The 23,862-nt window shown below is 33.9% G+C and carries 20 protein-coding genes; 7 read left to right on the forward strand and 13 right to left on the reverse strand.

Annotated features, from left to right (window positions below; translation table 11 throughout):
• Positions 1–31: 31 nt before the first annotated feature.
• Genes H5V42_RS01570 through uvrA form a run of 3 tightly spaced genes read right to left on the reverse strand, consistent with a single transcriptional unit; the run spans position 32 to position 6,445 of the window.
• The gene (locus H5V42_RS01570; RefSeq protein ID WP_229665647.1) at positions 32–2,893 is read right to left on the reverse strand and encodes a metalloprotease; all 2,862 of its coding nucleotides are present in this window, start codon (positions 2,891–2,893) and stop codon (positions 32–34) included.
• The gene (locus H5V42_RS01575; RefSeq protein WP_185781360.1) at positions 2,893–3,579 is read right to left on the reverse strand and encodes an LOG family protein; all 687 of its coding nucleotides are present in this window, start codon (positions 3,577–3,579) and stop codon (positions 2,893–2,895) included. Before H5V42_RS01575 ends, H5V42_RS01570 begins: the two co-directional genes overlap by 1 nt.
• A gap of 4 nt (positions 3,580–3,583) precedes the next feature.
• Positions 3,584–6,445, reverse strand: coding sequence for an excinuclease ABC subunit UvrA (gene uvrA, locus H5V42_RS01580; protein ID WP_185781361.1), 2,862 nt, complete (start codon positions 6,443–6,445; stop codon positions 3,584–3,586).
• Between the two features lie 109 nt (positions 6,446–6,554).
• Here uvrA and H5V42_RS01585 point away from each other — a divergent pair, with 109 nt between their 5' ends.
• Positions 6,555–7,433, forward strand: coding sequence for a nucleoside hydrolase (locus tag H5V42_RS01585; RefSeq protein ID WP_185781362.1), 879 nt, complete (start codon positions 6,555–6,557; stop codon positions 7,431–7,433).
• 140 nt (positions 7,434–7,573) lie between these two features.
• The gene (locus H5V42_RS01590; protein WP_185781363.1) at positions 7,574–8,098 is read left to right on the forward strand and encodes a hypothetical protein; all 525 of its coding nucleotides are present in this window, start codon (positions 7,574–7,576) and stop codon (positions 8,096–8,098) included.
• 30 nt (positions 8,099–8,128) lie between these two features.
• Here the strand turns inward: H5V42_RS01590 and H5V42_RS01595 are convergent, their stop codons facing one another.
• Positions 8,129–8,902, reverse strand: a complete 774-nt coding sequence (locus H5V42_RS01595; protein WP_313792111.1) for a TIGR03915 family putative DNA repair protein — start codon at positions 8,900–8,902, stop codon at positions 8,129–8,131.
• Between the two features lie 165 nt (positions 8,903–9,067).
• Positions 9,068–10,330 (reverse strand): putative DNA modification/repair radical SAM protein, encoded by a 1,263-nt coding sequence (locus H5V42_RS01600; RefSeq protein WP_185781364.1) that lies wholly within the window; start codon positions 10,328–10,330, stop codon positions 9,068–9,070.
• Positions 10,331–10,550: 220 nt separating this feature from the next.
• Here H5V42_RS01600 and H5V42_RS01605 point away from each other — a divergent pair, with 220 nt between their 5' ends.
• Complete coding sequence (locus H5V42_RS01605) at positions 10,551–11,306, forward strand: XRE family transcriptional regulator (RefSeq protein WP_185781365.1); 756 nt, start codon at positions 10,551–10,553, stop codon at positions 11,304–11,306.
• 1 nt (position 11,307) lies between these two features.
• Here H5V42_RS01605 and H5V42_RS01610 read toward each other — a convergent pair whose 3' ends face one another.
• Positions 11,308–12,219, reverse strand: coding sequence for a DUF1338 domain-containing protein (locus tag H5V42_RS01610; protein WP_185781366.1), 912 nt, complete (start codon positions 12,217–12,219; stop codon positions 11,308–11,310).
• A gap of 125 nt (positions 12,220–12,344) precedes the next feature.
• Here H5V42_RS01610 and H5V42_RS01615 point away from each other — a divergent pair, with 125 nt between their 5' ends.
• Positions 12,345–13,415, forward strand: a complete 1,071-nt coding sequence (locus H5V42_RS01615; RefSeq protein WP_185781367.1) for a transporter substrate-binding domain-containing protein — start codon at positions 12,345–12,347, stop codon at positions 13,413–13,415.
• An 89-nt stretch (positions 13,416–13,504) separates the two neighbouring features.
• Here the strand turns inward: H5V42_RS01615 and H5V42_RS01620 are convergent, their stop codons facing one another.
• From H5V42_RS01620 to H5V42_RS01635, 4 genes are all read right to left on the reverse strand, one after another.
• Positions 13,505–14,017: a DUF3124 domain-containing protein gene (locus tag H5V42_RS01620; protein ID WP_185781368.1), complete on the reverse strand. Its 513-nt coding sequence runs from the start codon at positions 14,015–14,017 to the stop codon at positions 13,505–13,507.
• A 12-nt stretch (positions 14,018–14,029) separates the two neighbouring features.
• The gene (locus H5V42_RS01625) at positions 14,030–14,728 is read right to left on the reverse strand and encodes a hypothetical protein (protein ID WP_185781369.1); all 699 of its coding nucleotides are present in this window, start codon (positions 14,726–14,728) and stop codon (positions 14,030–14,032) included.
• Between the two features lie 118 nt (positions 14,729–14,846).
• A complete protein-coding gene (gene ggt, locus H5V42_RS01630) occupies positions 14,847–16,532 on the reverse strand; it encodes a gamma-glutamyltransferase (protein ID WP_185781370.1) in 1,686 nt (561 codons plus the stop codon).
• Positions 16,520–17,113 (reverse strand): acyl carrier protein phosphodiesterase, encoded by a 594-nt coding sequence (locus H5V42_RS01635; RefSeq protein ID WP_185781371.1) that lies wholly within the window; start codon positions 17,111–17,113, stop codon positions 16,520–16,522. The genes ggt and H5V42_RS01635 overlap by 13 nt, the downstream gene beginning before the upstream one ends.
• A gap of 70 nt (positions 17,114–17,183) precedes the next feature.
• On the opposite strand from H5V42_RS01635, the gene glmM reads away from it, so the two are divergent.
• Positions 17,184–18,572, forward strand: a complete 1,389-nt coding sequence (gene glmM / locus H5V42_RS01640) for a phosphoglucosamine mutase (RefSeq protein WP_185781372.1) — start codon at positions 17,184–17,186, stop codon at positions 18,570–18,572.
• Positions 18,573–18,631: 59 nt separating this feature from the next.
• Here glmM and H5V42_RS01645 read toward each other — a convergent pair whose 3' ends face one another.
• On the reverse strand, positions 18,632–19,525 hold the full coding sequence (locus H5V42_RS01645; protein WP_185781373.1) for a lysophospholipid acyltransferase family protein: 894 nt from the start codon (positions 19,523–19,525) through the stop codon (positions 18,632–18,634).
• A gap of 52 nt (positions 19,526–19,577) precedes the next feature.
• Between H5V42_RS01645 and H5V42_RS01650 the strand changes: the two genes are divergently transcribed.
• On the forward strand, positions 19,578–20,228 hold the full coding sequence (locus tag H5V42_RS01650; RefSeq protein ID WP_185781759.1) for a rhomboid family intramembrane serine protease: 651 nt from the start codon (positions 19,578–19,580) through the stop codon (positions 20,226–20,228).
• 137 nt (positions 20,229–20,365) lie between these two features.
• Positions 20,366–22,000 carry a hypothetical protein gene (locus H5V42_RS01655; RefSeq protein WP_185781374.1) on the forward strand — a complete coding sequence of 545 codons (1,635 nt, stop codon included), beginning with the start codon at positions 20,366–20,368 and terminating at the stop codon, positions 21,998–22,000.
• Positions 22,001–22,071: 71 nt separating this feature from the next.
• On the opposite strand, the gene H5V42_RS01660 is transcribed toward H5V42_RS01655, so the two are convergent.
• Together H5V42_RS01660 and H5V42_RS01665 are read right to left on the reverse strand one after the other, a co-directional pair.
• Positions 22,072–23,181 carry a TlpA disulfide reductase family protein gene (locus tag H5V42_RS01660; RefSeq protein WP_185781375.1) on the reverse strand — a complete coding sequence of 370 codons (1,110 nt, stop codon included), beginning with the start codon at positions 23,179–23,181 and terminating at the stop codon, positions 22,072–22,074.
• A gap of 86 nt (positions 23,182–23,267) precedes the next feature.
• Entirely contained in the window at positions 23,268–23,777 is a 510-nt protein-coding gene (locus H5V42_RS01665) for a hypothetical protein (protein WP_185781376.1), read from the reverse strand.
• Positions 23,778–23,862: the final 85 nt, after the last annotated feature.

Raw genomic sequence — 23,862 nt, forward strand, 5'->3', positions numbered from 1 at the left:
TTTCAGTAGTTAAATATTACGAATATTTTAACTAAAACCATTTACGAGTGAATAGACCTACTAAAGTTCTTGGTGATACTGTCACAATAAAACGAATTGTTTTTTCGTAATCTGGCTGTGCAATTTCCCAACCTTTGTTAGAGTATACGGGTAGATACAATTCAAAATAGTCTGTAACTAGATTCAATCGTATACCAGAATCATACACAAAACGCGCTGATTCGCCTCTGTCCCCAATAAAGCCAACATCGCCATATAATTCTATCCAACGCCATACGTTTATACTAGCATTGGTAGTAGCAATCCAATCACTACCAAATTGGTCATCAAAAAGTGATTTAAATCCGCCCTCAGCAATGATTATTTGTTGACTCGTAAGACCCGAAGTTTCTGAACGTCCTAAATATCCAAGGTCAAACATATAATCTGTGGGTCTATCTAAGGCAAAGCTGAAGAAATCAGAATTGGTTTTATTTCTCAAGAATTTGCCCGCATAAAACCGTAGATTAAGTTGCCGATTGCTTATGAAGAGTTTACGATATTCTAACTCCATTGATAGCTTGGTAAATTCACTAGAATGTTGAAGGTCTAAAACTGAGGCTTTGTAATCAATAATATTGTTATCTCTATTAATATAGCGCAGATTTAAAACACTATAGTCTGGATTGTTTTCTAAGTCTAAATCAATTTCTTGATTATTAAGAACATTTTCACCAATGCTTCTTAAAACATTTCTATATCTAAATTGTAAAAATTGTCTTTTGTTTGAACGTAAATCGTCTGGTCGCCATCCCAAACTAAAACCAGGTGTTATCGTAGTAAATCTAGAATTTTCTTCAAAGTGAGAGGTGCCACCACTTAAAAAAACATTAGTAACATAATGGCCGCTTTTACCGTGATATTTACGATAACGTAGACTAGCGCCCCCTACGATAGTTTTTTCATTAAATGAATAGGTTGGAGAAATGTCATAGGTAAATGCTCTTTCAACAAATGTTTTGTTGTATAAACGCATTCCAGGGGTAATGCCATCGTAGATATTAAAGTTGGCTATTGGAACATAGAAAATCTGATTGTAGTACGGGTCCTCGGCATCTTTAAAAAAGCGGAATTGAAGTTTCTTATTACTAGAAAAGAAGCCATTTAACGTTTTCCAATTGTCTCTTTGATTGTATTCTGGAATAATTTTATCATAATTCAATACTAATCTATCTTCTCCATTTCTAGGAATAGTGAACGTTTTAGTAGAATCTACATCTGAAAACCAGTATTTAGAAACCACAGAGTCTTTTTGCAATCCAAATAAAGAAATAGGAAAGTTGGTTTTTCTTTTGTTTTTAAGTACAAAGGTGATAGAATCTTCGGTTTTTTCAACCTTTTTAATCTTATAATCAATTTTGTCTCTTGTATTTACATACTCATCAAAAAACCAATCAATATTTTTAGAAGCATAGCTGTCTAAAACCATTTTAAAGTCTTGAACACCTACATGTGGTTTTAGTTTATAGCGCTCATAAAAGTCATAAATAATATTCTCTACTTTTTCAAATCCTATATAATCACCCAAATATTCTAAACCTAAACCGGCTTTATATCTGTTAGCTATTTTTTGATTAAAAACAATCAAGGAATCATTAGAAGTATTCAACGCTTGGTCAATATTACTTCGGGCGGAGAACATTTGAAGCCAATAATATTGTTCGTTAAAGTCTTTTTTTGCTAATTGAAAACCACGAATACCCCAAATTTTTGAGAGTTTACCCATAAGTTTTTCATCAGGATAAAAATCTTCAACATACTTTATCATTAAATGGTAAGCTATAGCATCATTAACCCAACGTTCTTTTCTTGGGTCTAAATACACACTTTCTGGCAATAACGTATTTAGGGTAGTCTTTAGAAATGCTAATTCAAACTGAAATTGCTCATCATATGGTCGTACAAATGACGGAAGTTGATTTAAACCGTATAATGGATTTTTACTATATGCTAAATCACTTACCAACAAATTGTCGTGCGGAAAATTGCCCAAATTTTCGCTTAAAAATTTTGAAACCTTTTCAATAGAAATTCCTTGTGAAATTCTATCAAATCTCGAAATATTTAGATTGGTGGTTACCGTTAGATAGTTGGTAGAATGGGTAACAAATTGTTTGGCTTTGGTTAATACAACGTCACAATTCTTTCGATTCTCGGCTTGTAAAATCACCTGTTTACCTCTTGGAAACTCACTTACCGATGATGTTTTAAAGTTAGAGGCAACATGGTATTGACTCGGAAAAATGAAACTTATTATGGTATTGGTTGGTTCAGTATATAAATCTTCTAAACCCTTATTGGAATACAATTTCCAACCTTTGTTATAAACAGCAGGAGATAGATACCAGTCTTTTAAAAAATAGTTGCCATTATCATCATAACCATATTTGGTAAACTTATCGTCAGGTATTCGTAAGGTATAGGTCATGAACAGCTGAATAGAATCCTTGGGATCCAAGCTTTCATTTAAAGTAACTTTTACAATATCTTGATTTTTAGTCCTTTGCCAATCTAGACCACTATAATTTGCTCGTACTATACTTGTTATTTTGGTATATCCACGCTCGTCTGGTTTGGCTAGGTGCAAACTTCTATTAAAATCTTCGCCAAATCTTTTAGCTAGGGGAGTGGTATTGCTGGAATAGGCATTGTTCCAATCATTAAAATACAATTCTTGTAAGCTTTCACCTGAAGTATTTACATACGTAAAATTCTGCTGAACTAAAATTGATTTATTGGAATGGTCTAAAGTTGCGGTAAGTTCATTAATATGCTGAGCTTTTGAAGAAAAGTTAACAGCTAGAACAACAACAACCAGCAACCAAGATTTGGATAATATTTTAACGTTGTGCATTAGAAGTTTGGGCTTAATGTGCGGCCATTATAGAAAGCATCAATAATTTCAACCACTTCATCTTCCGTTTCTACCAAATGAATCAAATCTAAATCTTGAGGGCTAATATTACCAGCTTCTAGCATGGTGTTTTTAATCCAATCTAATAATCCACCCCAAAATTCTTTACCAACTAAAATAATAGGGAAGGTGTGTATTTTATTGGTTTGAATTAAAGTCATAGCTTCAAACAACTCATCTAATGTTCCAAAACCACCCGGCATTACTACAAAACCTTGAGAATACTTTACAAACATTACTTTTCTAACAAAAAAGTAGTCAAAATCAAGGCTTTTATCAGAATCAATAAACGGATTATCATGTTGTTCAAACGGTAAGTCAATATTTAAACCAACAGAAGTACCACCCGCTTCATGAGCACCTTTGTTACCAGCTTCCATAATTCCCGGTCCACCACCGGTAATAACACCGTAACCCGCTTCAGCAATGCGTTTGGCTACATTTACTGCTAAATCGTAGTATTTTTCTCCTGGTTTTGTTCTTGCACTACCAAATATAGAAACGCAAGGACCTATTAAACTCATACGTTCAAAACCACTAACAAATTCACCCATTATTTTAAAAATGGCCCATGAATCGTTAGTTTTTATCTCGTTCCAACCTTTATGGTGTTGATTATATCCCATTATTTTAAATTACTTTTTTTATTGATTTTTTAGCAAGTTCCAATTCTTTTTCTAGAAATGTTGCCGTATAACTCTTTTTGTTTTTGATGATTTGTTCAGGTGTACCCTTGGCAACAACCATACCGCCGCCTCGACCACCTTCGTAACCAATATCAATAATGTAGTCAACCATTTTAACAACATCTAAATTATGTTCTATAATTAAAACGGTATTTCCTTTGTCTACTAATTTATTAAGTACTTCCATAAGTACTCTAATATCCTCAAAATGTAACCCAGTTGTAGGTTCATCTAAGATATAAAAGGTATTTCCTGTATCTCTTTTAGAAAGTTCTGTAGCTAGTTTTACCCGTTGCGCTTCACCACCAGAAAGCGTAGTAGATTGCTGGCCTAAAGATATATAACCCAGCCCAACGTCTTTAATAGTCTTTAGTTTACGATAAATCTTAGGTATGTTTTCAAAGAAATCAACCGCTTCATTAATCGTCATTTCTAAAACATCAGCAATAGATTTACCGCGATATCTAATTTCTAAGGTTTCTCTGTTAAAACGTTTACCATTACAAGTTTCACATTCTACATAAACGTCAGGTAAAAAATTCATTTCAATAACCTTGAGACCGCCACCTTGGCAAGTTTCACATCTACCACCAGCAACATTGAAACTAAATCTACCTGGTTTATATCCACGTATAGTAGCTTCAGTAGTTTTAGCAAATAGCGACCTAATTTCACTAAAAACCCCTGTATAAGTAGCAGGATTAGAACGCGGTGTTCTGCCAATAGGTGATTGATTAATGTCTATTACCTTATCAATATGCTCTAAGCCTTTAATTTTTTTGTAAGGCATAGGTTTTTTAACCCCATTAAAATAATGAGCGTTCATAATAGGGTAGAGGGTTTCATTTATTAAAGTAGATTTTCCACTGCCCGAAACCCCAGTAACACCAATCATTTTACCTAATGGAAAATCAACGGTAACATTTTTAAGATTATGCCCAGTACAACCAGAAAGTGTAATTTTTTTACCGCTTCCTTTTCGTCTTTTCCCTGGAATTTCAATTTGTTTTGCCCCAGAAATGTAGTCAGCGGTTAGCGTGTTATGAGAACTGAGCTCTGAAGGTGGACCTTCAGAAATTATTTGCCCACCGTGTTTACCTGCTTTAGGACCAATATCAATAACATGGTCTGCAGCTTCAATCATATCACGGTCATGTTCAACTACAATTACAGAATTACCAATATCTCTTAACGACTCTAAACTTTTTATTAATCGTTCGTTATCTCGTTGATGTAAACCAATACTAGGTTCATCTAAAATATAAAGTACACCTACCAATTGCGAGCCAATTTGAGTAGCTAAACGTATGCGTTGTGCCTCACCGCCAGATAATGTTTTGGATCCACGGTTTAATGATAAATAATCTAAACCAACATCCAATAAGAATCCAACTCTTGCCTTAATTTCTTTAATTATCTCTTCGGCAATTATCTTTTGATTACCAGATAACTCTGCATCTAACTGATTAAAAAACGTAGAAAGCTCTACAATATCCATCTGTGCTAACTCGGCTATATTTTTTTCATTGATTTTGAAATAGAGAGATTCTTTTCGCAGACGCGAGCCTTTACATACAGGGCAAGTATTTTTATCCATATACTCTTTAGCCCATCGTTTTATTGATGTAGAATTGGCTTCATCAAATTGTGTTTTTATAAAGTTTGAAATACCCTCATAATCAATTTTATAATCCCTTTTTACACCAAGTGTCTTAGAATTGACAGAAAAACTTTCTTTACCACCGTTTAAAATGATATTCATAGCTTCACTAGATAGCTCTTCAATTGGTGTTTCTAAGGTGAAATTGTAACGTTGCCCAATAGTTTCTAACTGTTTAAAGGCCCAAGAACGCTTAAAATCTCCTAAAGGGGCAACACCACCATTTTTGATGGAAAGTTTTTTATTAGGGAAGATTTTTTTCTCGTTAACCTCAAATACATGACCTAAACCGTTACATTCTGTGCACATGCCTTTTGGTGAATTAAAGGAAAACGTATTGGGTTCTGGTGTAGGATAAGAGATACCCGAAGTTGGGCACATTAAATCTCTACTAAAATACCGAGGTTCATTTACTCCTTCTTCTAGAATCATTAACACATTATTGCCACTATACATGGCTGTATTAATAGATTCCATTAAACGTTTATCAAAATCATCACCCTGACCTACTTTTAAACGGTCAATTACAATTTCAATATCATGTGTTTTATAACGGTCAACCTTCATGCCTTTTACAAGGTCTACAATTACCCCGTCAACTCTTACCTTAACAAAGCCTTGTTTGCCAATTTGCTCAAATAGTTCTCTGTAATGGCCTTTTCTAGATTTTATTACAGGAGCTAAAACATTGATTTTTTTGTCTTTATAACTTTCAATTATCAGATTTTTAATCTGTTCATCGCTATAGCTAACCATTTTTTCTCTAGTAACATAACTATATGCGTCACCTGCTCTTGCGAATAATAACCGTAAAAAATCATAAATCTCAGTGATTGTTCCAACGGTAGATCTAGGAGATTTAGAAGTTGTTTTTTGTTCAATAGCAATAACCGGTGAAAGGCCGTCAATTTTATCAACATCTGGGCGTTCTAAGCCACCAAGAAACTGTCTGGCATAAGCTGAAAACGTTTCAATATAGCGTCTTTGCCCTTCAGCATAGATAGTATCAAAAGCCAAAGAGGACTTTCCGCTGCCAGAAAGGCCTGTAATAACAACCAATTTTTCACGTGGTATGGTGACATCGATATTCTTGAGATTATGCACCCGGGCACCCCGTACTTCGATGTTTTCCTCGTAGTTAATCATGAATTCATAGCAAAACTTCAAAAATACGTTTTTGAATGTTAAAAATGAAGCAGCTAAAGGTTGTCTTTTTATAAAGGATTTCTAGTATTTTTAAATCAAAGGTTTATTTATGAAACAGCTAGTAGTATTTCTATTTTTAGGTATTTCGCTTTTAGGATTTAGTCAAAAAAGACAAGTTATAGTAGATGCTGATACAGGTAACGAAGTTGATGATTTGTATGCTTTAGCACGAATTCTTATTGAACCTTCTGTGGAAGTTACCGCGTTAAACGCTGCTCATTGGCAAACAAGTCATTGGACGATAGAAAACTCAATGGAAAATAGTCACCGGTTAAATCAACAATTGTTGGGTGAATTGGGTTTAGCTATTAAAACATATAGAGGAGCACCTGCTAGAATGTATGATTGGGGAGACCGTGCTCAGCATACGGCTGCTGCGTATGAGATAATACGCCAAGCAAAATCTAAAGAAAGACTAGATATTTTAGTGTTGGGAGCCTTAACCAATGTAGCCTCAGCCGTTTTTATAGCTCCTGAAATTGCATCTAAACTTAATGTGTACTGGTTGGGTACAACAGTAGATTTTGATAAAAAGATTGTAAAAAGAAATGATTTTAATCCGTTAATGGACTCGTATGCTTTAGATTATATTTTGGAATCTAAGGTTGACATACACATTATGCCTGTAAGTGTAGCTTCAGCAATGCAAATAAGCTTTGAAGAGGTAGAGGAAAAAATTGGGAACCATTTTTTGGGTAAGCACTTACAAAAAAGATGGGTTGACCATATAGATAGTGGCAGAAGAAGTCGTGTTTTATGGGACCTTGCATTAATAGCGGCATATATAAATCCTGATTTTTCAGAAACAACCACTTTCACCACTTCAAGGGATAGTGGTAATAGGCCAATTGAATTTTATCATAAAATTGATGCAAAAGCTATTTATAAAGATTTTTATAAAACTATTCTGGCATTCGAAAAAAAATAAAAAATCGAATATTCTAATAGGTTCTAAAACAGCTTTTTAAGAAAAACTCCAAACTAAAACTTCAATTTTGAGGAAAAAAAGCTCATAACAATTGCTTAGTTTTAGCGTTAGCTGTTAACGTAAAATCAAACAAATAAAACATGAAATTATTAGGTATAGGCTCCCGTATTAATCATTCAGAATATGGCAAAGGTGTGGTTACCAACGTATCTTCTCAACATTATTGGGTAACCTTTATTGATAATGGTTTGGAAACCATTGCGTTAGATGCAGAATTTGAAGTAATAGAAACTTCTGAAGATGATTTAGATACCGTTAGTTTGTTTGATGTAGAATCTTCCTTAGTAGACATTCTTAAAAAATGGGGAGATACCCATGAAAAAGTGGCTATTGCAGATAAATGGAAAGGAGGAAAAATGATTTTAGAACCTGGTGATAATCTGGCCAGTAAAGAAATACCTATTGCTACCTTTTTTCATAAAATTGTAATGGTTAGAGACCGTATACGAGTAATGGAACAAAAAATTAATAGCAGCAAAAATCTTGATGACCAAGAGAAAGTTGATTTACAACAATACATCACTCGTATTTATGGTTCCTTAACCAGTTTTAATGTATTGTTCAAAAACAAGAGTGACCAATTTGTTGGTGAGCGCAGTAAATAAGCACTAGAATAAAGTAACCAATTTACACATTTACACAGCTTCTTTCTTTTCAGACAAATACTTCCAATAGCGTTTTGGTACGTGTTGCGTATGTAATTTTCGGTTTATTCTAGATTTAATATTGGTGCTTTTAAAATAGTTGTTCCATAATTCTTGATATGCATACTCACCACTAGTAAATACATTAGACTGTTGTGTTCTGTTATAATGAAGTTCTTTTATGTCTAAAGAGACAATTTCGACACCATCAAGATTATAAAATATACCATAATTGCGTTTAGCATCATATATCAACCATTGTTGGTCAGCATATCTATTTTTAAAATGTTTAGATATCAAGGGTAAAACATCAAAATCAGGTTCAATATTTGCAAAATATATCTGGTCTTTAGTTAATTGAAAACGAACAAAAGCTTCCACTCTATGTTTTTCTCTACCTACTTTTTTTGCTAATTGATGGATATAGAGAATTGTTTCGTCAGAAAAATCTACCTGCGTACCCCTTTTGGCCATTAGTTTTTTAATGTAGGTGTAAAGCATCATTTCAACACCCTCATTTTCACTTAAATAAGCAAAATAAATAGTTGATATAGCATTAAAACTTTTATTCCGAATACCAGTCCAAACCCGTTTGGCTTGTTCAATATTGGTAAAGACTGTAGTGGATTCAGAAAATAATTCATTTTGTACTTGTTTATTCTTTTGAATAGCTACAAGTTTCAATTTTTCATCAAAAGCTTGAAATACACAAGTAAGAAAGCCGTTAAAACTTCCATCATAAATTAGTGTTGTTTGGTTCATCATAATTGAATTTTTTGATTAAATGATTCTAAGTTACCTACAGATTTAGGTCTAGATTGCAAACTTTTTTTGAGGTTACTTTTAAAAGCTATAAGGGTATAGCCAAGGGCTAAAAAAGTCTTTCGTTTTTCTTCAATAAAATTGGTTTTGTTCATCGTTTTCATTGGGCTAATTGAATAATGATAATTGATTACTAATTTGATTTCTAAACTTACTGGCCGAATTTTGTAAGATTAAGCCTTTGATTTTACTAGGTTCACGGTCTTTTCTTTCCCATTCTCTAGAATCACAAACCATGAAATATTTAGCTCTATTTAAGGCTACTCCAATTTTTTTAAGATGTTCCCAGTTTAATTTTCTAAATTTTCTAGCATGAATTATTTTGTGAACAGATTTCATACCTAAACCAGGTATTCTAGCAAGTAACCTCTTATCAGCATTATTAATATCAACAGGAAACAAATGCATATTTCGTAATGCCCAAGACAACTTTGGGTCAATATCCATATCTAGATTAGGGTAATCATCGTTTAAAATTTCATTTACGGCAAAACCATAAAAACGCAACAACCAATCTGTTTGATAAAGTCTATTTTCTCTTAACATAGGTACTTGAGAGCCAATAGCCGGTAAACGATTGTCTTCTAAAACAGGTACATAACCTGAATAATACACCCTTTTCATACTATATTTTTTATAGTAATAGGTGGCAGAATACATTACGTCTTTATCTGATTCACCTGTGGCGCCAACAATCATTTGAGTACTTTGCCCAGCTGGGGCATATTTTGGCGTGTTTTTAATGATTTTACGTTCATTGTTGTATCTAATTATTTCATTTTTGACCTTATTCATAGGTTGAATAAAATCTTTATGGTCTTTTTCAGGAGCTAAAAGTTTGAGGCCAGATACGGTGGGAATTTCTATGTTAATCGATAAACGGTCAGCATACAATCCGGCCTCATACATTAGCTCATCACTACAACCGGGTATAGATTTTAAATGAATATATCCGTTAAAATTTTCCTCTTCGCGCAATTTTTTGGCCACCCGTATTAAGCGTTCCATGGTATGGTCGGGGTCTTTAAAAATACCAGAGCTAAGAAAGAGGCCTTCGATATAATTTCTTCGGTAAAAATTGATGGTTAAGTCAACCACTTCTTGCACTTTAAAGGCTGCTCTTTTAATATCATTAGTTCTGCGAGAAACACAATAGGCACAATCAAAAATACAGTGATTAGTTAAAAGAATTTTAAGGAGAGAAACACATCTACCATCTTCTGTATAGCTATGACATATACCCATGCCAGTGCTGTTGCCTAAACCTTTATTCGTATTGGTTCTAGAACTTCCACTACTGGCACAAGAAACATCGTATTTAGCGGCATCTGCTAAGATGTTTAATTTCTCTTTAATTCGTTCAAAATTCACGTTACTTGGTTTTAATCCAAAAATATGGATTAATTCCTAATATTGGAAATATTCCAAATATATTTTTGGATATATTCCAAATAAGGTATATTTGAGTAGTATTGGAACTAATAGACTTGTAAGATTCTTAAAAGGTTATGGTGGTTCAAATTACGTTAGCTCGCAAATAACTTGTTTAAGATAAGCGGGTTAAGAAGAATGACAATAAGAAAAGAGACCTATGGAAAATGAATTAACGCTTAAAAGATTTGTTGAAATTCGTAGAGATTTGGAATTAACGCAGGCTGATTTTGCTGAAAAAATAGGAGTATCTTCTACCACAGCAGATATAGAAAGAGGACGGACTAAACTCTCTGGTAAGGTGGTTGCAGAGCTTCTAAGACAGTTTAAAATAAATCCGTTGTGGTTGTTTGGAGAAAGCGAAGAAAAATATTTAGATACCAATAAAACAAGTGTAATACCAAAGGTAGTAACAGTTGATAGTCAAGATAATGACAATATGGTTTTAGTTAATGCAAAGGCGGCGGCAGGTTATCCACAAAATATAGCAGATACAAGTTGGTACCAACAGTTACCAGCTTTTGATTTACCAATTCCTGAATTTAGAAATGCAACTTACAGAGGTTTTCAGGTAGAAGGCGATAGTATGCTTCCTAATCTATATCCTGGAGACTGGGTAATGGCAAGGGCAATTGAACATATAGATTATGTGAGTCCAAACAAAATGTATGTAGTGGTGCTACAAGATTCAGTGATGGTAAAAAAAATTGAAAAAAGACCTAATTCAAACAATATCACTTTAATATCTACAAACGAAAGTTATCCTGCTTACGACATTAAACCATTTCAAATTCAAGAAATTTGGGAGGTTAGTAGTAAGCTAACTTTTGATTTAAACCCAACAAGTAACCATGGATTATTAAAGCAGTTACAAGAGTCTATGGAAGAGCTTAAAAAGCAATTACAAAAACCATAAATTACGAGCTCCTTTTGGTTTGTTCGTCATATGTACTTTCAAAAATACGGTCAGCATTGCCTGCTTCAAAACCATCACGTCTTTTTTCTCGGTCTAAACCTTGAGTATTTTCTTTTTCATAGGCTTTTAGCGGTAAACGTTCAGCAAATTCAACATAACTACCTGATATTTTTTTGGTCTTACCATTTGCAAAATTCGCGGTAATCATTTTTGCAACAGAACTACTTTGTTTTAGTAAACCGTCTTTACTGGTTTTTATCTTACCACCAGATGTATTTAGAACGATACCAATGTTTTCTAAAAACCTATTAAATTCTTCTAACTTATTGTACGGGCTTGGCAAATTATGTACGCTAATGGTATAATGATTAAGATAATACCGGTTGTAAATTACCCATGAAGCATATTCACTTTCAGCAGCCAACAAATCATAATCCTCTATGGTCGGAATCTCCCAAAGCGGTTGATAAAAGAAATTACCAACTTGCTCTGTATTATTTAAATCAAGGGAATCAGCAGGGTCTTTAGTAATTGTTTTGGTATATTTTGTTATGATATTTTGAGCTTGTTGCGATAAATCATTAACGCGCAATTCACTTATAAAAATTCTCGGGTACAACTCCTTAGGTGGCGCATACCAATAGGCATCTAGTTTTTTTGCTTCAAAATAAAAATGGTCTCGTTTTTGGTAGCCGTGGTGTAAAAAAATCTTTTCAATTGATTTGAGTCCAAGATTAGGAACACCAAGTGTTCTAAAAGCTATATGGTCATTTTCAATATCTTCAGGTTTAGCAATCATACCAGCTTTAACCATCTCAGCATTTATAAAATCTACATCTTCAACGTTTTTCCTGTATGGCTCAAACAACGCTTTTAAAATGTTTTCTATGGGAATGTTGGTATTGAAATGCATAATTGTTTTATTTAAAACAAAAGTATAATGTTATTGTTGTATTTAAAACAAAAATTAGGTCAATATATTTTATCCGTTATAGTACATCACTTTGGTTTATCTTTCGGTAGAATTCATTTTGTAGTATGAAAAAGTTGTATACACTTCTATTTTTGTTTTCGTTCTCAGTTATAGTTGCACAACAGCAGCCAGATACATTAGTAGTAGCCTATTCTCCAGCGGCACCTTTTGTTATTAAAGAAGATGAATTTTTAGAGGGTATAAATGTTTGGTTGTGGCAGCAGGTAGCCAAAGATTTAGAGTGGGAATATCAACTCAAAGAAATGCCTTTTGCTGAACTATTAGCTGCGGTAAAAACCGGAAAAGTTGATGTGTGCATAAATCCGCTAACCATAACAAGTGATAGGGTAAAAGAAATGGGATTCTCTCGTTCTTTTTTTGCTTCTCATTCCACTGTAGCGGTACCTAAGAAAACGTCATGGGATAAGGTATTAGGTTTATTAAATGCAATCTTTACCAAAAGCTTTTTAAGTGGTTTTCTAATACTTTTTTTAATTATACTTTTTTTTGGTTTGCTCATATGGTTATTTGAACGAAAAAAGAATCCAGACGAGTTTAGAGAAAATAATAAAGGAATTTGGGACGGTTTATGGTGGTCAGCAGTTACCTTGACTACCGTTGGTTACGGAGACAAAGCCCCAAAGACCAAGTTTGGCAAATTAGTTGCGTTAGGTTTAATGCTGATTGGATTGTTATTTATTTCTGGTTTAACGGCGAGTATTGCTTCAAGCTTGACGGTAAATCGGTTGTCTGATAACATTAAAAATTTTAACGAATTTAAAGAACGTAAAGTAGGGACAATACAAGGTTCTAGTTCTTTTGATTTTTTAAGGGTTCATTTTTTTAAAGATATTTCTCAATATACAAACGTTGTAAGTGGACTAAAAGCTTTAGAAAAACAAGAAATCGATGCATTTATTTACGATGAACCAATTTTAAAATACCGTCTTCAGAAAGATTCTAATCCGCAAAATCTGGAAATTTTACCCATGAAATTTGATGTGCAGTTTTATGGTTTTGGAGTTAAACCAGGTAATTTAGAATTGCAACAAGCAATATCACAACAGATTTTAGAAATTATTGAAACTACAGAGTGGGAGGTCGTACTTAGCGAATATGGTTTAAGCGAGTTATAACTCTATATTGAAGAAATCCTTATTGCCTTTACATATGTTCAGAAAAGAAGCTACGTATTTTGAGTCATAGCAATAGTTAATCTAAACTATTATCGAATTCGGTGTCCTGTTGTAGTAAATGAAAGACCTTGCTGCCCTTTTGTTGATATCATTACGGCTTCAAACAAAGGTTCAGGAGCGGTTTTCTTAATTGCCCAATCAAATATGAAATTTGCCCCAGTTCCACCAGATTCATCCTCTTCATCAATAATAATGTTTACGGTTTCCAGAGGATTTAATTTGATAGGCTTATTCAGGTAATTCTTTATTGCATTACCAGAAGTGTCATAATAATCCGCTCTAGAAATTATGAGCTGATTACGTTCAGATAAATTTCGCAAACTAATAGTAGCAGTTAAATTATGTCTGGTATGTTCAGAATAACTATAAATATCAGAATAAACAGAAAGATAAGAAGTACCTAAAGTTAACGTGGTGTCTTTAGGATTCAGGGTAGTCTCTTTTGTAGAAAAATCAGGTTTGCTCGGCAACTCTGTCTCTTGTAATCGATGACAAGAACTGCTGAATAAAAGAAGCAAACAAATTGAAATCAAATTTTTCATTATCGAATAATTTTAGTTTGAACCTCTTACATTACCCATACTTAGTGTTATAGGTCCTAATTTATGTGATTTTGGTAAATAAGCGCCGCTTTCGGTTACCAGCCAATCTTCCCAAGTAGCTTCAACCCCTCCAATTGGGATAATTTTAACCCACATTTTAAAATTATTTGGAAAGCCATCGTCATTTAATTCCCAAAGATAACTATCACCAGGAGTGGAACCGCCACTCTTATAGGTAATTAACAATGCTTTATCACCATTGGGTTTGGTAACCAATCGTCTTTCAACATCTTTATCAAAAACTTTATAAGGAGCTACCAGCCAAAAAGAATCATTATTAAAATAATCTACTGCTTTTTGGATAGTTTTCTCAGTACCTGCGGATATTAATTTTTCCTTTTCAAAAACTTTACTTTTTGTAGGGTCATTTAGATTTAAGTGCACCACAATATCATCCCACATTACCACACATTTACCCATTGCTTTATCCCATTTATACGAGTGAGCACCATTAGCAAAAGACCATTCTAAATATCGAGTGTTTTTATAGGCGTCTTCGTTTAACGCGGATAACATCTTTTGGGCAAGTGTATCAGCCTCTTTACCCATTTTACCAGTTGGTAAAGGTTCGTTAGTTACCCAGGCAAAAATGAATAAGCCAACTAAAACTAAAACGAAAAGTATACCTAAACTTTTTAATACTTTTTTCATGATTTTATGGCCTTTTTGGTTGTTAGGTTTCTTGAGAACCGAATTGATTTTTTTTGCAAATTCAAGGTGTACCTATAATATATGAAGTTAGCAAAGTATTTTTAATTTATAAAACAAATTAATAGCCAACAGCGGTATCATCACCCCGTTTGTCAGCACCGCCTTCTAATTTACCATTAGGTAAAATTTTAATGGCATCTACTTTACCAATAATAGGAGTTCTACCTTCTAAAATGTTATACTCCTTGTTTTTTAATTGTGTTTTTAGTTCGTCTGAAAATCCTTCTTCTTCAAACATAATAACATCTGGTAACCATTGATGGTGAAATCTAGGTGCATTTACAGCCTCTTGCATACTTAAATTAAACTCGTAAACATTTAAAATGGTTTGTGCTACTGCGGTAATAATAGTTGAGCCACCAGGTGTACCAACAACCATATATAGTTTACCATCTTTTTCAACAATGGTTGGGGTCATACTACTTAACATTCTTTTCTCTGGTTGTATGCTATTGGCCTCTGCACCAATTAAACCAAACATATTAGGTTCACCAGGTTTAGAACTAAAGTCATCCATTTCGTTATTTAAAAAGAAACCCAATTCAGGATGGTAGAGTTTGGAACCATAGCCGCCATTTAAGGTTGTTGTTGCAGAGATTGCATTACCCTTATCGTCAACAATAGAGTAGTGGGTAGTTTCCATACTTTCCACAATGGTAACTTCACCATGACTAACCGCCTCTGAAGATGTTGCCTTGTCGAAAGAAAAATCACTCATCCTGTTTTGAATATAGCTATCACTCAATAACTCATCTAAAGGAATATCAACAAAATCAGGGTCCCCTAAAAAATAATTACGGTCAGCATATGCTCTGCGAGCAGCTTCAGTAAACAATTGAATAGTTTTCAAAGAATTGTGGCCAAAATCACGAACCTCATAGGGTTCCATCATTTTAAAAATTTGATTCATAGTAACCCCTCCACTACTAGGAGGACTCATACTAATGATTTTTAGGTCTTTATAGGTAAACTGAACAGGTTCTCTCCACTTAGCTTCATATTTTGCTAGATCTTCTTCTGTAATAAAACCTCCTTTTTCTTGAATAAAAGATGCCAGTTTGCGAGCAACTTCACCTTTGTAAAATCCATCTTTTCCATCTCTTGCAATAATTTGTAAGGTTTTAGCCAACGCAGGATATTTTATGGTATCTCCAGCAGTAAAATTTTGTGCAAACTTGGTGCTATCACCATTAACTGCAACAAACTGTTCTTTATAACTTGTAATACGCTTAGCTTGTTTTTCAGTGACAACCACTCCTTTCTCAGCCAGTTTAATTACCATAGTTAGTATTTCATTCATAGGAAGGCTACCAAATTTTTCATGAACGGCAAACACACCAGCTACGGTACCTGGTACACCAATGGCCGTAGCACCCACCGTACTCATTTTAGGAATTACGTTACCCAAAGAGTCTAAGTAAATATCTTCATGCGCAGCTAAAGGAGCTTTTTCTCTATAATCTAGTGCACCTACCTCACCATTAGATTTACGATACACCATAAAACCTCCTCCACCTAAATTTCCAGCAAAAGGATACGCCACTGTTAATGCTAGTTCTGTACCTACCATGGCATCAAAGGCATTACCGCCCTTTTCCATAATGGCAACACCAATTGCAGCAGCTTCTTTACGAGCAGCTACAACCATAGCTTTTTCTGTTACAAGCCCTGTTGTTTTTATGGGCTCTGTTCTGCAATTGTAAAAGGAAACAAATAGTAGTAGTAGCAGTATTAATTTTCGCATAGTTCGTTGAATTTTAATCTTGAAAAGGTAATTAATTCTTTAAAAAAGGCTGTGAACTCTTTTTCAAAATCTTCGTAATATTCTTCTAGGTCAATGATGGCAAAATTCATTTTAGAGCGGTTATTTGTTCTTCTGTTCATGCCATTGAGCACTTTAGAAATACCTTCTAAATTTGAATAATTATACAACCAGTTATCAGTAATCATGTATGGCATCATACGTTTGGTGCTAAGAGGTAACAAATCGTAGTTTTCTTCTAGTAAGGTGTAGAAATTCTCCACAAATTCAGTTAACGGAACAATACTGTAGGTATTCCAATTTTTAGCTAAAAAATGGTCATAATAAATATCTACAATTACTCTGCTGTAATGGCTATAATTTTTATGAAGGCGCTTACTACTTTGTTTAGTTATTGGATGCGCATCTGTAAAAGTGTCTATATTTCTATGCAATAAAATCCCTTTTTGAACCTTAATAGGTAGGTGCTTGAATTTATTGCCTCGAATATGGTCAGCAAAAAAGTTGCCCAACGTAATTTCTGGGTCGTTAAACGATAAATAAATGTGTGCAAGAAAATTCACAGCGAAATTTACAAATTCGAAACACGGTGTTTAACACATCAAATTATATTTGCAAAAACTTTTTCAACAGATGACATTAATTAAATCAATTTCAGGAATACGAGGAACTATCGGCGGTAATACTGGTGAAAACTTAACTCCTATAGATGCAGTTAAGTTTGCGGCCTCTTATGGTACGTGGTTAAAAAACTATTCCAACAAAGAAAAATTAACCGTTGTTATTGGCAGAGATGCCAGACTTTCTGGTGAAATGATTCAAAACTTGGTGGTTTCTACTTTAGTAGGATTAGGGATTGATGTAATTGATTTAGACTTATCAACAACCCCTACGGTAGAAATTGCGGTTCCTTTAGAAAAAGCTGATGGTGGAATAATCTTAACCGCGAGTCATAATCCTAAACAATGGAACGCACTTAAATTACTAAATGAAAAAGGGGAGTTTCTAAATGCTGAAGAAGGGGCTAAAATACTTGCCCTTGCAGAAAAAGAGGATTTTGACTTTGCCGAAGTTGATGATTTAGGACAAGTAGTTAAAAATGACTCTTATATAGATATTCATATAGATGAAGTGTTAAATTTAGCATTAGTTAATGCAGAAAAGATTAAACCTAAAAAGTTTAAAGTGGTTGTTGATGGGGTTAATTCAACTGGTGGCATTGCAATACCAAAACTTTTAGAGGAGCTAGGTGTAGAGGTCGTAAAACTATATTGTGAGCCTACGGGTCATTTTCCGCATAATCCAGAACCGTTAAAAGAGCACTTAGGAGACATCTGTAAAAAAGTGGTTGAAGAAAAAGCAGATTTTGGTATTGTGGTAGACCCTGATGTAGACCGCTTAGCTTTTATTAGTAATGATGGTGAAATGTTTGGTGAAGAATACACCTTGGTTGCCTGTGCAGATTATGTTTTGAGCAAAACAAAAGGGAATACAGTTTCTAATTTGTCGTCATCAAGAGCACTAAGAGATATTACTGAAAAACATGGGGGCACTTATGAAGCTGCGGCTGTTGGTGAGGTAAACGTGGTTACTAAAATGAAAGCTATTAATGCTATTATTGGTGGTGAAGGTAACGGAGGTATTATCTATCCTGAAAGTCATTATGGTAGAGACTCACTCGTTGGTACGGCGTTGTTTTTAATGCTATTAGCTGAAAGAGGAGTAACGGTAGCAGAATTAAGAGAAAGTTACCCAAGTTACTTTATGAGTAAAAAGAAAATACAACTAACACCAGAGCTAGATGTAGATGCGTTATTAGTGGCGATGCACGATAAATATAAGAACGAAGACGTTTCTACAATTGATGGGGTTAAAATAGATTTCCCTGAAAACTGGGTTCATCTGAGAAAGTCGAATACAGAACCGATTATAAGAATCTATACCGAAGCAAAAAGTCAAAAAGAGGCAGACCAACTTGCTGACCAGATAATTGCTGAAATAAAAGAAATCGCAGGTTTGTAAAAACCTAGTAAGTCAATAAAATAAAAAACCCGATAGTCTTAAACTACCGGGTTTTTTATTTACGTTTTGTATTTATCTGGAACTTTATTTCTGTGTTTCCATCTCTTATGTGTCCAGAAATAATATTCTGGAGCTTCTTTAATTAGATTTTCAGATTCTTTTAGATAGCTTTCTGTAATCTCATAATCGGGCATCGATTTTGGTTCTTGGGTAATCACTTTGAAGGTAGTTTGGTAATACCCTCTTTTTAGTTTACGTACTTGAAGAAAAATTGGTATTAAATCATACGTTTTAGTAAGTTCTTCACCACCAACATGAACTGGTACAGTAACACCCATATATTTAGCCCAATGTCTAGCTCTGCTAAGTTGAGGACTTTGGTCACCAGCAATTCCTAAAATTAGTTGTTCTTTATTAGCAATAGCCGTTGCTAGATTTTTTCTAGTTTCAACCGTACGCCATAAAGTGGTGCCAAATCGGCTACGTATACTTTTGACAAGCTTATCAAAATAAGGGTTTTCAATTTTAAGATAAACAGCATACCCATTAGAAGTAACCTGAGTATTCAGAGACATAATCCATTCCCAACTTGCATAATGAGGTGTTAAAAGCAAAATGTTTTTCTTTTGTTTCTCCAGTTCATGTATTACTTCAAGATTGGTAAAAGAAAATCTTTTTTCAATTTCTTTTACACTAATACCCATAGTTTTCGCCATTTCCAAAAACATATCACATAAATGACGGTAAAACTTTTTTTCTATCAGAAGTAATTCGTTTTCAGTTTTTTCTGGAAAAACAAGCCTTAAATTTGAGCGTACCACCTTTTTTCGATAGCCAATTATTCGATATAGCAATATATATACACCATCAGAAAGAGTGTAAAGTAGCCAAAATGGTAGTCTTGAAATTAGCCAAAGAAATGGATAGGCTAAACAATATATTAGGAATGCCATGCTAGAAAATAACGCTGCAAATATAGCTATATTTGAATCCAAACATAGACTTATGTATCAACTACAGTTGGCAACAATAGCAATAATTGCAGCAAACGTAATAGTGACCTTGAGAGGATTTAATGATAGCACGTTTTTTGAACGTTACAAGTTTAGTATAGGAGGAATAAATGCAGGTCAGAAAGAGCGAATAGTAACTTCTGGTTTTTTACACGTAGATTTTCAACATTTACTTTTTAACATGATAACCCTGTATTTTTTTGCAAATGTGGTTATCAATTGGTTTTCACCTACCAAGTTTTTAATAATCTACATGGCAAGTTTAGCTGCAGGTAGTTTGTTAGCCATGTTTTTTCATAGAAATGAACCATTTTATAGTGCTGTTGGTGCAAGCGGTGCAGTAACAGGCATCTTGTATTCTGCAATTTTATTACAACCAGATATGCGGTTAGGTTTCTTTTTTATACCCATACCCTTACCGGCTTATGTTTTAGGTATAGGTTATTTGTTGTATTCAATTTATGGTATGAAAAGTAGAGTAGGTAATATAGGGCACACTGCTCATTTTGGTGGGGCTATTGGTGGTTATCTACTCACATTAGCCTTTAAGCCTTCACTATTAGTTACAGAAACGCTAATGGTCTTTTTATTAGCAATTCCTATTGTTCTTCTGTTTATTTTAGAACGTGTAGGAAAAATATAATTTGTAGGATAAATACCTCTTTTTGTGGGAGTATTTGTAAGATATAATACACTTTATCGAAAAGTTTATAAGTTTTATATGATTTAGATAATATGCGCGTTCTTTGGGGTACCCAAATTGACCAATTATCTTAACCTATGCAGAAATCTTTACGTTATCTCGCAATTTTTTCTTTAGTAGTAGCTTCATGTTCAGATGAGACTACAATTTACGAAGACCCAAGTGAGTCTTTAATTCTAGAAGAAAATCAAACCGTACTTACAAACAGTGTTAACTTCGATAATAGTGGTGTACTAGACATTTACCAAGATGAAGCTGCAAAATTAGCTTCAAAAAATTCTAGTGTAGATGCCGATAGTTATCCTTTGGCTTTAGTTGCCAATATTGAAGCACCTTCATACAGTTCGGCAGAAGAACTCGCAGCTACTCATGTTGCTATGGATGGCAATTATTTGTATGTGTCTTACAATACAGCAGGCGAAACTTACGCAGGCGGTGTAGATGTAATAGACATTTCAGACATTGTACAACCAAGATTAACCTCTCGTTTATATTACACTAACGCAGATATTAATTCAATTGCTTACGAAAACGGACATGTGTATGTAGTTGGTGGTGTTGATTCAGAACAATCAGTTACTGCTACTGCAAACTCTTTTATTGGAAAAATACCCGTTTCTAATGGTAGTTTAAGCATTTCTGGAGGTATTTCTTATGGTTTTCAAGATGGTTTGGTAGCAAACGATTTAGTTGTTAATGCTAACGGATTATTTGTATCTAGTGGTGTTAATGGTTATGTTACACAATACGATAAAAATACGCTAGAAGTAGTAAAAGAAGTAGCCTACGATGACTTACGTTCAATTATACAAATTGATAACAATTTTGCGGTTTTAGATGCTTCTTATGGTGTACGTTTTTTAGATGAAACCTTAAGTGAAACTGGAAGTTTTACTGTAGCTAACGGAGATTTTAGAGAAGCAGACAAGCGCACCATTTCTTATTATGGTGACAAAATATCGGTAGCTGAAGGTAGCAATGGTGCAGGTATTTACAATGCAGAAACCGGTGCTTTTGAAAGACATTTACCTATTGTTTTAAATCCAGATGATGCCACACAAGATGAAGTGGTAACCAATGCTGTATCTTTTAACGATGATGTGTTTTTAATGGCAAATGGTGGTGCTGGTCTGGCATTATCAGAAAATGAAGGCGATTTAAATTTAGTAGGCGTAATAGAATTACGAGGTTCTATCAACTATGTTATATCTAAAGACGATTACATTATTGCTGCATCTGGCAAATCTGGTATTCAGATTATAAAAATGAATAGACCCTCTCAAAGTCTTGAGGAAGCTTGTAGTTCTGCACAACGTTATAGTGGTTCTAGTTATTTAGCTGTAGAATCTTACCAAACTCTAGGATACAGTGGTAGCAAAAACTTTAGAGAATTAAATGTTGCTGGTGAACTGTTATTATGTGGTTCTTGGAGTGTAAGAGATGAGTTTTTAGTTGAAGAAGATGGAACTTTAGAAATTAAAGGTTCTATTTATATGGGTAGAAATAACAGAAGAAGAAACATTCAAGTAGCAGCAGGAGCAACATTAAGAGTTGAAGGTGTTATGGTAATTTATGGTGATTTAATACTTGAAGAAAACGCTTCACTTGAATTTTTAGGTGATGAAAATAATGTTTATGTTTTAGGCGATGTTGTCATTGCAAATAGTGCATCTGTTGAAGGTAATTTTAATGACAGAATGAATAAATTCTAATTGCTCTAAGCAATCATATACATAAAAAAACCTGGCATTTAGCCAGGTTTTTTTATTCTAAAAGGTACTTTTTAATTCAGTAACTCCGCAACTTTATCTTCAAGGGCTTTTCCTCTTAAATCTTTAGCAATTATTATTCCGTTTTCATCCAATAAAAAAGCAGCAGGAATAGCATTTATATTGTAAAGTCTTGTAATTGGGTCTTGAAAATATTGCACGTTAGAAACGTGGTTCCATTGTAAATTGTCTTCTTCAATAGCTTGTAACCATAAATCTCTATTACGGTCTAAAGAAACCCCAAGTACATTAAGGCCCTTGTCTTTATATTTTTCATAAACCGCTACAATGTTTGGGTTTTCAGCTCTACATGGTCTACACCAGCCTGCCCAAAAATCAACTAAAGTTACTTTGCCTTTAACATCATTTAAAGCTAACAATTCGCCATTTGGTTGGGGCCCAGAAAATTCTGGTGCTTTTTCGCCAATGGCAGTCTTTTTTAGGTTATCAAGCATTTTTTTTAAGCGTTTAACCGGTGCAGTTGTTTGCAGTTCTTCTGACAATCCATTAGTCATTTCTTCTATTTCTTTTACCGGTAACGCTTTTTGAGCGGCAATACGTTCTAAGATTAAGGCAGACACCAGAGAATTAGGATTTTGAGTTATAAAGTCTTTCTCAAAATTCTTAGATTTTTCTTGTAGTTCCACATATTCTTCCCGTAAAGATTGTATCATGGCTTGGTCACCTTCCATTTGCGCTTGTTGCAAATCTTTATTAAAGCTTTTACCAATATCTGCAAACTTTCTTTGTTCTTCTAGATAGGTCATGAACATATCGTTTTGTGGTGTACCTCCTAGTTTAGAGAATGCTAAACTATCTTTTTGAGCTTTAAAACTTACACTGCCATTTTCTAAAATAATAGGAGAATTTCCGCGTATTCCTTGAAAAAACAAGTAATATAACTTTGGTGCATCTTGGTTACCTGTAAATTGAAAAGTATTTTGTGAGATTAATGTGGTGTCTACTTCAATCATATTACGTGTAGAATCTACCGTTTTAAGAAAAACCAACGTACTATCTGGAATATCACCAATAAGTTCTCCATTAATTTCGAATCCACTTTTTTCACTGCTACAAGCTACAATAGTTATAACCGCAAAAAATAATAGTAAAACTTTTTTCATTCTATTTTATCCTTTGTTCAAAGGTAGCCATATTAAAGGCATAAAAAAAAGGGCGCTATGGCCCTTCTAATATTTTGTGGTATTATTTAAAATTGGTAGCGTATACCCAAAGCAAAATCAAATAAAAAGTCATTATCAAACCCATCAAATCCAACAAGTCCAATTTCTGGTCGAATATCAATAGATAATAAGAGAGGAATGTCAAAGTCATATTCAACACCTAAATTACCGGCTGCAAAAACAAATGCGCCGTCATTTTCATCTCTAAGACCACCATTACCGTTTGGTACGGGTTCAAAATCAGCACTACCAACACCACCGCCAACACCATAATACCAATTAAAATTTCCGTCTAAATTATGTACCCATTGGTAAACGCCCGCTAACTTAAAAGCATCAAATTCTCTACTATCTCTCCAGCCTAAATTAAACTCGGCTCTGTTATATCTACCAATAGATTTTTGATACGATATTTCTGCTCCAAAACCATCACTGTCTCCTAATCGAAGTCCGAGCGTATTATCTGCTAAATTTTGGCTAAAACCAAAAGATGCAAAACCAATGGCGAACAATACTACTAAAGTTAATTTTTTCATAAGTGATTCAATTAAATTGTGAAATTTCTAATGCCTTAAAAACATTACTGCAATAAAACTTATTTTCGTTGACAAAAATTGTTCC

The sequence above is a fragment of the Croceivirga lutea genome (genome assembly GCF_014235875.1).
In the GTDB taxonomy this organism is placed as follows: domain Bacteria; phylum Bacteroidota; class Bacteroidia; order Flavobacteriales; family Flavobacteriaceae; genus Croceivirga; species Croceivirga lutea.

Coding starts and splice junctions, on each gene's coding strand:
- ggt (WP_185781370.1), bottom strand. CDS start 16,532: ATGCGAAAATTAATACTGCTACTACTACTATTTGTTTCCTTTTACAAT.
- H5V42_RS01610 (WP_185781366.1), bottom strand. CDS start 12,219: ATGCATTTCAATACCAACATTCCCATAGAAAACATTTTAAAAGCGTTG.
- H5V42_RS01620 (WP_185781368.1), bottom strand. CDS start 14,017: ATGAAAAATTTGATTTCAATTTGTTTGCTTCTTTTATTCAGCAGTTCT.
- H5V42_RS01650 (WP_185781759.1), top strand. CDS start 19,578: ATGTATCAACTACAGTTGGCAACAATAGCAATAATTGCAGCAAACGTA.
- H5V42_RS01590 (WP_185781363.1), top strand. CDS start 7,574: ATGAAATTATTAGGTATAGGCTCCCGTATTAATCATTCAGAATATGGC.
- H5V42_RS01605 (WP_185781365.1), top strand. CDS start 10,551: ATGGAAAATGAATTAACGCTTAAAAGATTTGTTGAAATTCGTAGAGAT.
- H5V42_RS01665 (WP_185781376.1), bottom strand. CDS start 23,777: ATGAAAAAATTAACTTTAGTAGTATTGTTCGCCATTGGTTTTGCATCT.
- H5V42_RS01575 (WP_185781360.1), bottom strand. CDS start 3,579: ATGGGATATAATCAACACCATAAAGGTTGGAACGAGATAAAAACTAAC.
- H5V42_RS01660 (WP_185781375.1), bottom strand. CDS start 23,181: ATGAAAAAAGTTTTACTATTATTTTTTGCGGTTATAACTATTGTAGCT.
- H5V42_RS01655 (WP_185781374.1), top strand. CDS start 20,366: ATGCAGAAATCTTTACGTTATCTCGCAATTTTTTCTTTAGTAGTAGCT.
- uvrA (WP_185781361.1), bottom strand. CDS start 6,445: ATGATTAACTACGAGGAAAACATCGAAGTACGGGGTGCCCGGGTGCAT.
- H5V42_RS01595 (WP_313792111.1), bottom strand. CDS start 8,902: ATGATGAACCAAACAACACTAATTTATGATGGAAGTTTTAACGGCTTT.
- H5V42_RS01570 (WP_229665647.1), bottom strand. CDS start 2,893: ATGCACAACGTTAAAATATTATCCAAATCTTGGTTGCTGGTTGTTGTT.
- glmM (WP_185781372.1), top strand. CDS start 17,184: ATGACATTAATTAAATCAATTTCAGGAATACGAGGAACTATCGGCGGT.
- H5V42_RS01615 (WP_185781367.1), top strand. CDS start 12,345: ATGAAAAAGTTGTATACACTTCTATTTTTGTTTTCGTTCTCAGTTATA.
- H5V42_RS01645 (WP_185781373.1), bottom strand. CDS start 19,525: ATGGCATTCCTAATATATTGTTTAGCCTATCCATTTCTTTGGCTAATT.
- H5V42_RS01585 (WP_185781362.1), top strand. CDS start 6,555: ATGAAACAGCTAGTAGTATTTCTATTTTTAGGTATTTCGCTTTTAGGA.
- H5V42_RS01625 (WP_185781369.1), bottom strand. CDS start 14,728: ATGAAAAAAGTATTAAAAAGTTTAGGTATACTTTTCGTTTTAGTTTTA.